The organism is Echinicola strongylocentroti, assembly GCF_003260975.1.
In the GTDB taxonomy this organism is placed as follows: domain Bacteria; phylum Bacteroidota; class Bacteroidia; order Cytophagales; family Cyclobacteriaceae; genus Echinicola; species Echinicola strongylocentroti.
Genome location: NZ_CP030041.1, coordinates 315,738 through 330,582, shown reverse-complemented (window position 1 = coordinate 330,582; position 14,845 = coordinate 315,738). Strand labels below are relative to the sequence as shown.

The following is a 14,845-nucleotide window of genomic DNA, read 5'->3' as shown; positions in this document are numbered from 1 at the left end:
CGTCTTTGGCGGAGGGGCATTTAGAAGGTGCAGGTGTCAACCTGCACCAAAAATGATTACTGACTTAAGGTCTTTTATGCGTCAGGCCTCTACATGGGTAAGTTTTCAGGTTTGGTAGTCATGTCATTGGGCATGCTCCTCGGTACGGAGTTCATCAGCAGGGCCAAAGAATTCAAAGAACCTGCTTTTTTCTGGCACCCCGATATCGTCCAATAGCTGCGTGACCAGCTGCATGAATTTTTTTGGCCCGCAATAATAGACTTCCGACTCAGCAGAGGGGATATACTCGGCTATAATAGATCTGGTCAAGAAACCTTCGAAAACGTTGGTGCCATCAATAATATCGGAAGACAAAGGGTTGGAAAAACCAATTACATGCTGATGATTAGGGTCATCTAAGGCCTTTATTTCATGTTGGAATGGAAGTGTAGTGGAGTTTGGAGTGCACTGTATCAAAACTGTTTTCCTTCCAGTGCCCAATAGGGATTTATACATGGGAAGTAAAGGGGTAATACCTACTCCTCCAGCAATCAATAGCACGGGATGTTCACTTTTTTGGAGGACAAAGTCCCCTGAAGGCATGCCCATTTTCACCTTGTCGCCTACCTTGAGGTTGTCATGCAAATAATTAGAAACCTTACCAGCTGGGGAGCAAGATTCACGTTTTACACTTAGCCTAAGGTGTTCTCCATTGGAGATGTCCGAAAGACTATAGTTCCTGGTGTGAATATGGTCTTCGCCCGGAATATCAAGACTGATCGCTACATATTGACCTGGAAGGTGGGAAGGAATAGGGGTGTCATTTGCAGGTTTGAAATATAGGGAGGTGATGGTCTCACTTTCCTTGACCTTATTGATGAGTTGGAAATCAGCAAAGCCCCGAAAGCCACCTGGCTTATGTTCATTGTCTTGATATACCTTTTCTTCTTTTCCTATAAATAGCTGTGCCAATAGCTGATAAGCTTCTTCCCATGCTCCAAGTATTTCTGCCGTAGCCATATCACCTAAGACGGTTTTAATGGCCTCCAATAAATATTTGCCTACTATGGGGTACATTTCAGGTCTCACGTCCAAAGAGCTGTGTTTTTGGACAATGACATTGACCGTATCCGTGAGCATGTCCAACTGGTCAATATGTTCGGCATATTTTATAATGGTCATGGCCAATACCTTTGGTTGGTTTCCAGTGGCTTGGTGGGTCATGTTGAACATATTTTTCAGTTCAGGATGGTGCTTGAATAACTCTTCATAGAACACCCTGGTGATCTGTTCTCCATGTGACTTTAGTACTGGCGCAGTAGATTTTACAATGTCAATTGTTTTTTGGTTGGTCATAAGGCAAGTTGTTTATTAATGGAATAGAAGACCCTTTTATCCTCTATTTGTCTAAATTTTTTTTATCGTTTAAGGAAGGTCATCCCACTAGTTAGTTGATCACTGATCTCTTCCAAGTGGCTGTTTTCTAAAAGGTATTGTATTTCGTTTCTTATTTTTAGGAATTCATGGTGCAATGGACAAGGCTTTTGGCTATTGCATTCGGGCAATCCTAGGGCACAGCCAGTAAAGAGTTTATCACCATCCATCAAGCGAACGATATCTGCGAGTTTAAGGGTCTGTAATCGCTCATCTGTGATGTAAAAACCTCCGTTAGGGCCTTTTATCGAAACTATATAATTGTTTTTGGTAAGTTGTTGTAGGATTTTTGCTGTAAATGCGTTTGGGGATCCGATTTCTTCAGCAATATCCACCAGTGACGAACGCTTACCTTTCGTAGAAATTTGGGCCAAGTATATCACCGCCCTTATGGCATATTCACAAGCTTTTGAAAACATAATTAAAATTTGCTTACCCAAAAGTAACTACCAAATAATAAAGGACAAAATCATCCGGTATTAATTTTGTGTTTATTTAGCCTATAATTGTGGGTTCATCCATATAGGGTTTGTTAAGGAGTACATGTCTCTAAAATTGGGTAGGGATGGGGTTAATTTTTACCAATAGGAAGAAAGTGGCAAAGTACAAACTGATTGGGTCTGGCTTTTTTATAGCTTTAAGTGTTTATATTCATCGTCAGGCTAATTAGGGAAGTTCCAGCCTCTTTTGTTTGTATTCATTAACAAAAATATGTATATCCGCAATGATACCAGTAATCACAGAGATATGAAATAGGTCCTTACAGAAACCACCGAAATCTGAGAAAGCGTTGTTTCATTCTGGGTTTTCTGTGCGTTCGGCGAGAAATAAAAACTACTGGCATGAAAGCGTATAATCAAAACAAAAAATATAGCTTAGGGTGAGTGGAGCGTTCTATTCAATGTTTTTGCCATTAGGCAAGTTAGTTTTGGTAGAACAGTGAACTGTTTTGAAAAGCCTCCAAAACAATACTCTGACCGGTATGCCACACCAAAAGATAAATAAGTACAAAAACAGATTTATAAAGTGAGAGAAGAACCATTTGATATGATCCAAAGATACGTAGATTATGCCTTATATAATATTTGGGCAAATAATAGGTTGATAAGTAATTTATCCGAGCAGGACGAGCAATTACTCACTGAAGAACTAATTGGAAGTTACCCTACAATTCAAAAAACTATTTTGCACATTTGGTATGCCGAATCAGGGTGGCTTTCCCGGCTAAAAGGAAATGGATGGGACGTCAAAAAAGTGACCGAGTTCTCAGGTACAAACGAAGAACTATTTAAAGGATGGCAAAAAACCTCTGGGGACTTCAAGGATTTTACCTATAACGCGGATTTAGAAAAAACCATTCAGTTTGAACACAAAGGAGAAAGGTTTTCAATACCGACAAGAGAAATAATTCAAACAGTATTCAATCACGGAAGTTTTCATCGGGGACAAGTGGTCATCATGATGAGGCAATTGGGAATTAACAAAATATCTCAAACCGATTATATTGAATGGGTTAGAGAAAAAGAAAGGGGGAATATTTAAGTGAGTAAAAGAGGGAATAGTATAAGCATGGATGAAATAATAGGTGGTACGGTGATGATTTGCGAAAGGTGACCAGCTTTAAATTCCTAGAATGAAGCAGCGCTACTATTTTTACACAAATCAATCGGTGAATTATGCGAGATTGTCCTGAAAACTAATATGGCAGCGAAAAATAATATGTATATCCGCCATGATACCAGTAATCACAGGGATATAAAATATGTCCTTACAGAAACCACGGAAATCTCAGAAAAGCGTTGTTTCATTCTAGGTTTTCTGTGCGTTCGGCGAGAAATAAAAACTACTGGCCAGAAAGCGTATAATCAAAAAAACAAAATACAAATGGCTGGAATTGATGCTTTTAACCAACATCTACTTGACGTTAATAATGCTATCTACGATAAGTTATCTTTTGATATTTCACATTTGAATAGTGAGCTTGAAGGATCAGCATATGATGCTTGTCAGTTTGAGCTCAATGGAAAGAAGATTATATCCAGAAGCTCTAAAATAACGCCTAAGAAAGCAGGACAATTTGTGACGTTTTGGAAAAGGAACCAAAACGGCTTTACGGAGCCTTTTTCCGAAAATGATCAGTTTGATTTTTACGTAATCAATGTAAAGGCAGGCGAGCGTTTTGGACAATTTGTGTTTCCTAAATCTGAATTAATTAAGAAGGGCTATATTATATCAAAGAGTAAAGCCGGAAAAAGAGGTTTTAGAGTTTATCCAATATGGGATGAAGTTCAAAACAGCCAAGCAAAAAGAACGCAACAATGGCAGCTTGGTTACTTTTATGAGATCAATAAAACGACTGATTTGGATAAAGTGAGTAAACTATATCAAATAAAACAATCAGGTTGTTTGGAGATTGAGGTATCCGCCGCGGCGGATAGTGAACCTGTCTAGCGTTCCATAACCGTCAGGCTAATGCATATTTCGGGTTGCATATAGCCTGCCCGTCGTTCTATTTTCTAAATGAAGCAATGTTTACCCCAAGCACTAATCAGCATAGTAAAACCCCACCACTGGGAAAGTCCCGGCGTCGGCCAAAAACTTAAACATTGCTTAACAGGATAAAAGTGCTATTTAAAGGGATTTCCTTTTGATTTGGAATGCTAAAACCCACATCAATGAAGGAAGTAACTGATCAAAAACTCTATGAAAGAATAAAAGAATCAGACCATTCCGCCTTCCAAGAACTGTTTGACCGTTATTGGAAGAAGATGTTTGGGTTCACTTTTCGCATGCTCCAGAATGTCGAGCAGTCAGAAGATATAGTCCAGGAAATTTTTCTTTCCCTATGGGAGAAGGCCCCCGAAAAGGACGTCACACATATAAAAAGCTACCTGTATTCTGCAGTAAAATACCAGGTGTCATCAGTGATCAGAAACAAAAAGTGGGAGTTGGACTGGGAAACCATAGATGGCATATACGAAGTGCAGGTGCCGACTTACGATCCGCTGGAATTGGAAGAGATGAACAGGTATGTAGAAAACAGCATAGACAAGCTTCCGCCAAAATGTAAGGAGGTCTATTACCTACAAAAGGAGGAAGGCTATACTTCTAAGGAAATCGCTTCCAATCTCAACATATCCCCCCGGACTGTTGAAGGACACCTTCACAAAGCCAAAAAAATCCTTAAAGCTAATTTGCAACATTATTATGTGCTTGTATTAACGGTATTTTACCTATAACTCCCCCAAATTACCAAACTGTTAAATCCTCAAATTCGAGCAGGTAGTTAAGCCACTTCATGCTACTAAAGAAGTGTAAAAACGAGCCAGCATGAATAAAAGAGAATTTGAGAGACTACTTGAACTACAGGCCAAGGGAAAAACTACTCCAGAGGAGGAAGAGGCCATTCGCCAAGCCTACAAAAAGATATACTTCAGCCAAAAGCCCCTACAATGGAATGACCGTCTTGAGGATGATGTCAAGGGAAGATTAGAGAATAACCTGGCTTCCAAAATGACTGTGGGCAAAAGAAATACAGCTGTTATTAAGTTAAAGCCCCTTGTCAAAGTAGCGGCGGTACTAGCTTTGATTATTCTGGGAGGTTTTTTGGCAGGAAAGTACCTCACCTTACTTCCTAAAGCCGAACTGATCACTAAGCGCACGACAGCCAGCCAGCGTGCGACGATCACCCTTAGCGATGGCACGAATGTCCATTTGAATGTAGGTTCAGCCATTACGTTTCCTGAGCAATTTAATGGAGAGCAACGTAAGGTGAAGTTGGAAGGCGAAGCTTTTTTTGAGGTAACAAGGGACGTTCAAAAGCCTTTTATAGTGGAAACATCCTCTTTGAGTACCAAGGTGCTGGGGACCAGCTTTAACATCAATGCACATGAATCCCAAACTGAAATGGTCACGGTCGTTTCAGGCAAAGTTCAGGTCAGTCAAACAGCGAAGCCTGAAAAGAAGGCAATCCTGTTGCCCGATGAAGCAGTTGTTTTTCACCGATCGTCCGGCGCATTAAATAAACAATGGGCAGATGCTGGGCAGGTCCTTAATTGGAAAAAAGAATATATAGAATTTGATAAAGTATCATTTAAAGAGGCGATAGGGCTATTGAGACAATATTATCACACAGAGATAATATTGGAAAATTTTCAAAATGACCATTGCCAGATCAGAGCTACTTGTAAAAACAACGGTATTGAGCACTTACTCAGCCAACTCCAATTATTGGTGGATTTTGATTACAGGATCCAAAAGGACGGAAGTATTATTATTGATTACCAAGGATGTAAAAACTAACCAAATGCTTATGTAAAACTAGATTGACTTAAAAAAAAGGCTGGATTGCGGCAACAATCCAGCCAACAACCGGGAAGTTATTCCCCGTCATTTTATTGAAATAAACACCTAAAATTATGAAAATTAATTTACGTAAACGAATTGTGATTCTAACCAAACACACTTTTAGGGTATTTTTGATTCAAGTGGTCTGCTTGCAGGCCCTGTTGGCCAATACTTCTAATAGTCAGGGACTAGCCGATTACCATGTAAGTGTAGATGCCCATAAGGCTTCCCTAGTAGAGATTTTAACTGGACTTGAACACCAAACGGACTTTAGGTTTGCCTACAACCAAAAGGTCATTCAAAGCCAACAAGAAATCACCCTGAAGCTAGATACCGACCTAAGAACCGTCCTGAAGAAAATCACGGAACAATGCGATTTTCAGTTCAGAAGAATAGACAATAGTATTTTTGTCACCGCTGTAAATACTAAGGGAGCAAGCAAAGTATCCGTAGAAGAAGACCGCACCCTGAAGGGAAAAGTCATCGATGCGGAAACTGACGAGCCCATTGTGGGTGGGACTATCATTGTAGAAGGAGGCTCAAGAGGGACTGTCACCGACCTGGACGGAAGCTTTGAGTTGACCGTGGACGGAGAGGCAAAACGTCTCCGCGTTTCATTTTTGGGCTATGAGTCAAAAACCATCGAGATTGGCAACCAGAACCAGTTTACGATATCGCTTTCCCAAAAAGAAGGGGTTTTGGAAGAGGTAGTGGTCGTGGGTTATGGAGAACAGAAAAAAGTCAACCTTAGCGGTGCCGTGGACAATATCGGAGGTAAGTCACTTTCCGCACTCCAGGTCAATACCATAGGGGAAGCCTTGTTGGGACAATTGCCCGGCGTGTATGTCGACATTGCCGATGGCAAACCGGGAAGGGCAGCGGGCTTCAATATCCGAGGAAGTACTTCTATCAATGGTGGTGGGCCACTTATCGTAATCGACGGAGTACCACAGACGACGAACGATCTCAACAATATCTCTCCCCATGATATTGAAGAAATTTCCGTACTCAAAGATGCAGCTTCTACGGCCATCTATGGAGCACGTGCTTCTTTTGGTGTGATCCTAGTGACCACCAAAAGGGGGAATGAGGCGATGTCCGTGAGGTATGACAATTACTTCGGTTTTAGCAAACCGACAAGGGTTCCTGAATTGTACGATAACCCTTTGGACTACCTTAGTATCAATGAAAATGAATTCAATGCCAATATTGGCCATAATTATTTTACCGATGCCCAAATAGCCTATCCCGAGCAAGTGGCCGCTGACCCATCCCTTCCCCATGCTACAGTAGAAAACATAGGCGGCAGGCCCAACTTACTTTTGGGAGGACAGGTGTACAATTATTATGACCTGTGGTTTAGGGACCTTACACCAAAGCAAAACCACCGCTTCAGTGTGGGCGGCAAGGACAAGAAGTTCCAATATTACCTTTCGGGAGACTTTAACCATGAAGAAGGAGCACTCAGCTTCAAGCCGGAAAAGATCAACCGTTATACCCTTAGATCGAATATTACTTATAATGTAACCGAAAACCTTTCGGTGTTTAACAGTACAAGTTTGGTAAAAAGGGATGAAGAACACCCCAACCAATACCTTTACGGGTTTACGTCCAATGTTTGGCGCTTCATAGAAAACTCCAACCCTATGATGCCTGAATATGTGGAAATCGATGGAGAAATGATCCCAACCGATATCGGCTTTTATAGGGAGTTTGTAGAAAACCAATCTGGCATCGAACAGACCATGCACGACACCAAGTCAACCATCGGAGTAGACTGGAAAATTCTTAGCGGTAAGTTAAAACTACATGTCGATGGCACCTATCAATTTACCAACACGGAAAAATTACGCTGGTGGGACAATACAGGCCCATACCTTTCCAATTCATTTAACAATAGAAATATTGTGCTTGACTATTATGCTGATGCTGGGCCATCCAAGATCTATCGGAGCAGATGGAGGACCATTCGCAACAACATCAATGCCTATGGAACCTATGACACTTCCTTTGGCCTCCATAACCTGACGGTAATGGCTGGGTACAACCAAGAAAGCTATAACTATCTCTATTCCTACGCCGACCGGGAGTATCCCCTTCAGGTTCCCCAGCACTCATTAAACCTGGCGTCTGGTGTGGCCAACGTCAGCGATGACGATGACAAGAACTCCAGCCGTAGTGTGTTTACAAGGATAAACTATAACTGGGACGGAAAGTACTTATTGGAAATAAACGGTAGCTACTTTCTTTCTTCAAAATTCGCCAAAGAAAACAGGGGACATGCATTTATTGCAGGTTCTGGTGCTTGGCGGATCTCAGAGGAATCGTTCTTTGACAATATTCGCTCCACGGTCAATAACCTTAAGTTAAGGGTTTCCTATGGCTCCATAGGGAATGCCAATATTGGCTCCTATGACTATATACCCATCATGGGCGTAAGCCAATCAGCTTATACGCTGGAGGGAGAGCGGGTCAACTATACCTCGTCCCCAAATCCAAAATCGGCCAATTTTACTTGGGAAACCGTTGAAACGATGAATTTTGGTCTGGACGCCACTTTCTTTAGGAATAGGCTTACGACCACCTTGGACATTTACCAGCGTAATACCGATAATATGCTGGCCAATTTCAGGTCTCTTCCTTCCGTGTTTGGAGCTACCGTTCCCAAGGAAAATATTGCATCGCTCAAGACCCAAGGATGGGAGCTGAATCTTGGGTGGAATGACACGAAGAAAGTGGGTAAGAGCCCCTTCAGCTATGGCGTAAGATTTAATATATCGGACTATCATTCCGAAATCACCGACTATTATAACCCGACCAATTACTTGGCTGACTATTATCCGGGTCAGCAATTGGGGGAAATTTGGGGCTTGACCACTGAAGGGTATTTTCAGACAGATGAAGAAGCCCAGAACGGTGCACTGCTAGAGACCAATTCCTACAAAGCCTACGCTGCTGCCGGAACGATCAAATTTCAGGACGTAAACGGCGATGGAGTGATCAACTTTGGAGAACGCACCTTGGACAATCCGGGGGATTATAAAAAAATCGGCAATACCACCCCTAGGTATCAATATGGGATCACTCTTAATGGTGCCTGGAAAGGTGTTGACCTAAACGTGTTTTTCCGTGGTGTAGGCAAAAGAGACATCTATCCAGGGGCAGAAGCAGTGAATTTCTGGGGACCATACAACAGAAAGTACCAAGTGATGCTACAGCATACTGTGGAAGAGCGCTGGACACCGGATAATCCAGATGCCTATTTTCCCAGACCACAAGGATACCTGGCCTTGGGAAATAATGACCTTGGCGTACCCCAGACCAAGTACCTTCAGGATGCGTCCTTCCTTAGACTCAAAAACCTGACGGTGGGCTATACCATTCCTTCCTCGCTGACCGAAAGAATCAAGATCAGTAATATCAGGCTGTACTTTTCAGGTCAGAACCTTTGGGAAACGACAGGCCTGCACTTCAGTTTGGACCCGGAAGGATTGTCCAAAGATCCTGATGCCAATGAAAGCAGGGTAGGTCTAGGAACCGCTTACCCCATCCAAAGGGTATTCTCATTTGGCCTTCAGGTAAAACTCTAACAACAAAACCGTAGAAAAAGATGAAAAATATAGTATTGCTAGTAGGAGTAGTAGTTAGTTTAATGGGATGTAACAATGATTTCCTTGAGCAGACGCCCGGTACCGAACTGGGAGAAACTGAGGATTTCTGGAACAACGAAAGCAGCGTGGAAACGTATTCCAATGGGTTCTACAGTTACATCGACCGAGACCTGATTACCGAGGACTTTTCCAGTGACAACAGTGAACACATCGGCAACCCTCCTGCCATAAGAAGAGGGATTTACTCTATTCCCACCTCGCTTGGTAGCGGAGGATGGAGCTGGGGACAGCTTCGAGATATCAACTATTTTATTGAAAATGTGAGTCGTGCTGATCTTGATGGGAATGTGAAAAACAGGAGCCTTGCACTGGCCAAATTTTTCAGGGCTTGGTTCTACTATGACAAGGTCAGGCAGTTTGGTGATGTGCCATGGTATGGAAAGGTGTTGGACACCAATGATGAAGACTTGTACAAGCCGAGGGATTCAAGAATATTGGTAATGGATTCGGTGAGGAAAGACCTGGATTATGCCATAGCACACCTTCCAGAAGAAACCTATAAAAACCGTATATCCAAATGGACTGCCTTGGCGCTAAAATCCCGGGTATGCCTCTATGAGGGGACCTGGAGAAAGTACCATACAGAAGCGGCCCTTTCGGAGAGCGATCCATTTCTGGAAGAAGCCGCTGAGGCCAGCAAGTCCATCATGGATGCAGCTACCTATTCCTTATTCCAAACAGGAAATACCGACACTGATTATTTTGAGCTCTTTCAGCCAAAAGATGCCTATACCGATGAGGTGATTTTGGCACGTTCATCGGACACCCAGACTTTTTATTACACTCCGCTTTTCACTTCCACTTCAAACGGGAATTTTGGGGCCACACGTGACTTGGTAGGCACCTACTTGATGAAGGATGGAAGGACTTTCCAACAGGCCTATCCCCAAGCCCAAAAGCGGGATACGATGTCCTATTTCAACGAATTCCAGAACCGCGATCCCAGACTTTCCCAAACGTTGGTTTCTCCGGGGTATGTGCGGGTAGGTACGGAAGAGGAAGCGGTTGCTGACTTTTCCCAAAATGTAACAGGATATATGATCCATAAGAGAGTAGGGCCTCCCATTGAAGACCAGGGTGGTGGCTATCGTGATGTGATTATTTTCAGGTATGCAGAGGTATTGCTCAACTATGCCGAGGCCAAAGCGGAACTTGGAGAGCTCGGTCAAGAGGGCGTAGACCAGACCATAAACCTTATCAGGGACAGGGTAGGGATACCACACTTGAGCCTACCCGTACAGGTGGACGGTTTTTTGGATGGGATATACGACCATACTTCTGATCCCTTGGTTTTGGAAATAAGAAGGGAAAGAAGGGTTGAGCTGGCCTTCGAAGGGTTTCGGACTGATGACTTAAAGCGTTGGAAGGAAGGACATTTGTTTAGGAAAGAATACGAAGGTATATATGTGAAGGGGCTCCATGAGTATATTGATCTAAATGGTGATGATAATCCCAATCTCTATGTACTGGAATATGATGAGACTCCACCTGCCGACCAGGTCGAAGGGGTGCAGTATTTCAGAATGTCTGAAATCCATGGGCTAAGTGAAGATAATCAAGGTCGTATAGTTCCTTATAACGCCGCTCTCCCCGTGTTTGAAGATCACGAGTACCTAAAACCAATTCCCACAGAAGAACTGACCCTTAACCCAGAACTGGAACAAAATCCTGGATGGTAGGATTTAACCCGGAATATGCATTAGCCTATCTACGCCACGGCGCACAGGTGTTGCGACCTGAAACTGCTTCAAAATCAGTCGTTTCACTTTAGTTTTCGGCATTACCGTAGCGGTGCTACGCTAATGCCTCCAAACTAACTGATTTTCTTGCAATTTCAGCTCTCACTACGATTCCTAACGCATAATCCGGGTTTAACTAATGGATATATGAAAACGAACTTATTGATTTTAGTATTTTTGGCCTCTACATTGGTTGCTGCCTGTGTAAGTAGAGCTGACAACGAACATAACAGCATCCGTCCAGATTCTTCCGTAAGAGAGGTAGTTGTTTGTGGGGATGACAAAGTCCTTATATTCAGTCGGACTGACGGAGGTTATCAAAAAGAATGGGAGTGGAGTGCCGCCAATTCCAAGGACATGCCTTCGGGGTATGTCGGTTATTTTAAAACCAACGATGAGTGCAAACCTGTGGGAGACAATCGGCTATTGATCACTTCATCAGGTGGTGGGGCAGCCTTAGTAGAAAGGTCAACTGGCAATACCTTGTTTTATGCGCATGTGCCCAATGCCCATTCTGCCGAATACCTGCCTGAAGGAAGGATAGCAGTGGCCTTGTCCACCGCCAACGGTGGCAATGCCATCCAATTATTTGATGCGCTGGAGCCAAATAAGGTACTCTATTCCGATAGTTTATATTCTGGACATGGAGTGGTATGGGTAGAGAATCGGGAAAGTTTATTTGCCTTGGGGTACGATGAGCTCCGGGAATACAAGCTGAAAGAGTGGGATAGTACCTCCCCGAAACTGGAAATGATAGCCTCTTGGGAAATACCTGATGAAAGCGGACATGATCTCTATTTGACAAATGACCAAATGCTGCTTTTTTCAACTACCAATAGTGTTTGGGAATTTAACTTACAAACCAACGAATTTGCACCATTCGACCAACTGGAGAATGTAGGCCATGTGAAATCCATCAATTACCATTCGAGGACCAAAGAACTGGTCTATACCAAGGGGGAAATAAGTTGGTGGACCCATCATGTTTATTTTACCAACCCCGCTGATACACTGACGGATGAAAGCGTGAAAATATATAAGTCGAGGGTATATTGGGAGGATTGATCTCTGATGATATTAAACCCGAATTCCACGACATCGAAAAAAGTAACGTGAAATGCCTAACTTATTTGATAACCACATTAGGCACAGAGGACACAATAGGGAAAGTGTCCAAAAGCATTGCCCTCATGCAGGCTGAAAGTTTGGTTCAACGCCTCCTCCCTGACAAATCAGCCACTTTGCTTTAGCTTTTGGTTCTATCCGGTGGGTGGACAGGGTATACCGTAGCAGTGCTACGCACACATAAATTGACGCAAAAAAAGGCTGCCAAGTGGCAGCCTTTTTTTGCTCATGCATTGGTTTTATTTGATGGGGATAAAAGGCTCATTCCAAGATTCAAAAAAACAAGCGTAGAACAACTGATTAATAAGGAGATACTAGAACAATGCTGTCCTAAATAATTTTGATTTGGCCTTTAATCTGTATTTGAAAGGAAATTGGGGGCTAATTAAGGAGTTTTAGCAAACAGATCCCCCTGTACTATATTCTGGGGTGGTTTTTCGGGCTCCGTAAAAGGGTTGTCGAGCCATTTTTGCAGTTCGATTTTAACAAAGATATTGAGCCGGATAAAGGCGACCAGATTGGACAGGTGCCAGCCGGATTTAGCTGTTGCCTTCATGACTTTGATCAGTAGGATGGTGATCAAAGCAGTCCATATCTGGATCATTACCGCATTTTTAGAGGTTCCGATAAAAGTTTTGATATGCAATAGCTGCTTGATGCCCCGAAAAAACAACTCAATCTCCCATCTTGATTTGTAGAGGTCTCCAATGGTCTGGACCGCCCAGGTAAAGTTGTTGGTGATCAGTTTAATGGTCTGCTGGTTTTCCTCATCCCACACGGCCACTCTTCTGAGCCTTCCCTTATACTTGGTTTTGGATTGTGGGTTGGTCAGTTCGATTTCTTCGTCTTTGAGCACATGTTGGGCGGTAGTTTCGGGCAGCTCCCGTTCTTCGACGGTGCTGAAAGCAAGGTTTCCCTTGTGCCTGATCACGAAGAACACCCCTTTGCTGTCCCAGGCGTTGAGCATGGGGAAGTCATTGTAATACCGGTCGGCGACGATCACCGACCCCTTTTCCAAGGGGATGTCGTAAGCTCCTTTATTGTCGCCGACACTCCCTTCGGTAATGTTCACGTAAACAGGGAGTTTCCCGTCATATTCCAGCAGGGTGTGCATCTTGACAGCTGCCTGCTGTCCTAAACTTCCCAGCAGGGAATAGTAAAGGTCCCTGAACAGGTCCGAATCCCTTCGTTTGTTCTGATAGCTGATACTTGATTTGGAGGGGGCTCTGGCAATACCAAGATGGTTAAGGTTCCCGGTAGCAGACCGGAGCCCGTTGGAAATGTCCCTTACCGAGGTGCTCTTGGCAAAATGGCAGAACAACATCGAGACAAGATGCGTCCAGCTATCAAATCCCTTGCAGCCCTTATCGGTTTCCTTTTCCTTGACCAACTTCTTGAAAATTGATCGGTCTATCTTTTTAATAATCTGCAAAAACAATGTAATATTACACATGAGAGGTTCGTGTTTTTTGGTGCAAACCCAAAATAACTATTTTGGGCAAAAAACAGAGCCTCTCATTTTTTATTTAGGACGCTATTGAAAGTATGCATATATCTCCTATTACTTCCGTGCCAAGTACTTGTTTTTATATTGATTTGGAGTAAGTTTTGTGACTTTTTTAAAATGCCTGTAGAAATTAGAAACATTGTTGAACCCACATTCATAACAGATTATTTCTATCGGAAATCTATCATCAATAAGTAATTTACAAGAGTTAGAAACTCTTATTTCTATAAGGAAATCATAGAATGTTTTGTTGGTCATTGTTTTAAAATACCTACAGAATGAAGTCTTGCTTAAATGAGCAATAGAGGCTATTTGATCAAGCGAAATTTCTTCTTTATAATGTGCCATTACATAGGTATATATCTTTTCCAAGCGAGCCATTTCAGAGAGATTTGATAGGTGACTAAAAGCATAGCCTGGAGCAATGGTATTATATTCATTGGTTTCACTCAACGTTTTTATTATTTGTAATAGATGTATCAATCTATCCAGATTTTCAGCCTTAACAGCAAGTTGCATATACCTTTCCAATTTTCTTTTTGTCTCTCCTGTTATATTTAATCCATGTTTAGCCTTTTCAAATAATTTAGGAATAGTATAAGTCTCTGGCAATTGAAAAAAATCCTTTCCAAAACAATCCGGATGAAATTGAAGAATATAAGCTTCAATATTTTTTCCGGAACCTGTAACAAAATAGTCCTCATGACATCTCCAAGTATGGGGAAGGTTTTGGCCGAGAAAAATCATGTCGCCACTTGAAAATGAACTGATATTATCACCTATATACTGTATCCCTTCGCCTTTAACAATATAGTGCAGCTCTAATTCTGGGTGATAATGCCAAAGTGTTCCAAAATTAGGTTTGATATCATGTCGAATACTGAAAGAGTTAGAATTAGTTATTGGGATTTTGTGAAAATGAGGTTTCATTTTAAGTTTTTATGGGTTTAGAGAGTTGTTTTGAATTTGTGATAATTTATGGTCGTTATTATTGTGTAATCAACAACAATGTTATTGTAAGTATTGTGTAATTCGTAAATAAA

11 protein-coding genes are annotated in these 14,845 nt (G+C 42.2%); 7 read left to right on the top strand and 4 right to left on the bottom strand.

What is annotated here, in order from left to right; translation table 11 throughout:
* Window positions 1–123: 123 nt before the first annotated feature.
* Together hmpA and DN752_RS01190 are read right to left on the bottom strand one after the other, a co-directional pair.
* Window positions 124–1,335 carry an NO-inducible flavohemoprotein gene (hmpA, locus tag DN752_RS01195; RefSeq protein ID WP_112782275.1) on the bottom strand — a complete coding sequence of 404 codons (1,212 nt, stop codon included), beginning with the start codon at window positions 1,333–1,335 and terminating at the stop codon, window positions 124–126.
* Window positions 1,336–1,397: 62 nt separating this feature from the next.
* Complete coding sequence (locus tag DN752_RS01190) at window positions 1,398–1,832, bottom strand: RrF2 family transcriptional regulator (protein ID WP_112782274.1); 435 nt, start codon at window positions 1,830–1,832, stop codon at window positions 1,398–1,400.
* A 607-nt stretch (window positions 1,833–2,439) separates the two neighbouring features.
* Here DN752_RS01190 and DN752_RS01185 point away from each other — a divergent pair.
* The 7 genes from DN752_RS01185 to DN752_RS01155 all read left to right on the top strand — a co-directional run bounded on the left by DN752_RS01185 (window position 2,440) and on the right by DN752_RS01155 (window position 12,235).
* The gene (locus DN752_RS01185) at window positions 2,440–2,955 is read left to right on the top strand and encodes a DinB family protein (protein WP_245949414.1); all 516 of its coding nucleotides are present in this window, start codon (window positions 2,440–2,442) and stop codon (window positions 2,953–2,955) included.
* Between the two features lie 159 nt (window positions 2,956–3,114).
* Complete coding sequence (locus DN752_RS01180; RefSeq protein WP_245949413.1) at window positions 3,115–3,864, top strand: MepB family protein; 750 nt, start codon at window positions 3,115–3,117, stop codon at window positions 3,862–3,864.
* A 224-nt stretch (window positions 3,865–4,088) separates the two neighbouring features.
* Window positions 4,089–4,652: an RNA polymerase sigma factor gene (locus DN752_RS01175; RefSeq protein ID WP_112782272.1), complete on the top strand. Its 564-nt coding sequence runs from the start codon at window positions 4,089–4,091 to the stop codon at window positions 4,650–4,652.
* Between the two features lie 91 nt (window positions 4,653–4,743).
* Window positions 4,744–5,715, top strand: coding sequence for a FecR family protein (locus tag DN752_RS01170; RefSeq protein ID WP_112782271.1), 972 nt, complete (start codon window positions 4,744–4,746; stop codon window positions 5,713–5,715).
* A gap of 116 nt (window positions 5,716–5,831) precedes the next feature.
* On the top strand, window positions 5,832–9,350 hold the full coding sequence (locus DN752_RS01165) for a SusC/RagA family TonB-linked outer membrane protein (RefSeq protein WP_112782270.1): 3,519 nt from the start codon (window positions 5,832–5,834) through the stop codon (window positions 9,348–9,350).
* Between the two features lie 20 nt (window positions 9,351–9,370).
* Complete coding sequence (locus DN752_RS01160) at window positions 9,371–11,110, top strand: RagB/SusD family nutrient uptake outer membrane protein (protein ID WP_112782269.1); 1,740 nt, start codon at window positions 9,371–9,373, stop codon at window positions 11,108–11,110.
* Between the two features lie 207 nt (window positions 11,111–11,317).
* Window positions 11,318–12,235: a DUF6528 family protein gene (locus DN752_RS01155; RefSeq protein WP_112782268.1), complete on the top strand. Its 918-nt coding sequence runs from the start codon at window positions 11,318–11,320 to the stop codon at window positions 12,233–12,235.
* A 445-nt stretch (window positions 12,236–12,680) separates the two neighbouring features.
* Here the strand turns inward: DN752_RS01155 and DN752_RS01150 are convergent, their stop codons facing one another.
* Window positions 12,681–13,748, bottom strand: a complete 1,068-nt coding sequence (locus DN752_RS01150) for an IS4 family transposase (protein ID WP_112782267.1) — start codon at window positions 13,746–13,748, stop codon at window positions 12,681–12,683.
* Between the two features lie 108 nt (window positions 13,749–13,856).
* Window positions 13,857–14,732, bottom strand: coding sequence for an AraC family transcriptional regulator (locus DN752_RS01145; protein ID WP_112782266.1), 876 nt, complete (start codon window positions 14,730–14,732; stop codon window positions 13,857–13,859).
* Between the last annotated feature and the right edge of the window lie 113 nt (window positions 14,733–14,845).

What these genes read in the sequence shown, in the direction of transcription:
- hmpA (WP_112782275.1), bottom strand. Translation starts at nt 1,335, where the DNA reads ATGACCAACCAAAAAACAATTGACATTGTAAAATCTACTGCGCCAGTA.
- DN752_RS01190 (WP_112782274.1), bottom strand. Translation starts at nt 1,832, where the DNA reads ATGTTTTCAAAAGCTTGTGAATATGCCATAAGGGCGGTGATATACTTG.
- DN752_RS01180 (WP_245949413.1), top strand. Translation starts at nt 3,115, where the DNA reads ATGGCAGCGAAAAATAATATGTATATCCGCCATGATACCAGTAATCAC.
- DN752_RS01175 (WP_112782272.1), top strand. Translation starts at nt 4,089, where the DNA reads ATGAAGGAAGTAACTGATCAAAAACTCTATGAAAGAATAAAAGAATCA.
- DN752_RS01170 (WP_112782271.1), top strand. Translation starts at nt 4,744, where the DNA reads ATGAATAAAAGAGAATTTGAGAGACTACTTGAACTACAGGCCAAGGGA.
- DN752_RS01165 (WP_112782270.1), top strand. Translation starts at nt 5,832, where the DNA reads ATGAAAATTAATTTACGTAAACGAATTGTGATTCTAACCAAACACACT.
- DN752_RS01160 (WP_112782269.1), top strand. Translation starts at nt 9,371, where the DNA reads ATGAAAAATATAGTATTGCTAGTAGGAGTAGTAGTTAGTTTAATGGGA.
- DN752_RS01155 (WP_112782268.1), top strand. Translation starts at nt 11,318, where the DNA reads ATGAAAACGAACTTATTGATTTTAGTATTTTTGGCCTCTACATTGGTT.
- DN752_RS01150 (WP_112782267.1), bottom strand. Translation starts at nt 13,748, where the DNA reads ATGTGTAATATTACATTGTTTTTGCAGATTATTAAAAAGATAGACCGA.
- DN752_RS01145 (WP_112782266.1), bottom strand. Translation starts at nt 14,732, where the DNA reads ATGAAACCTCATTTTCACAAAATCCCAATAACTAATTCTAACTCTTTC.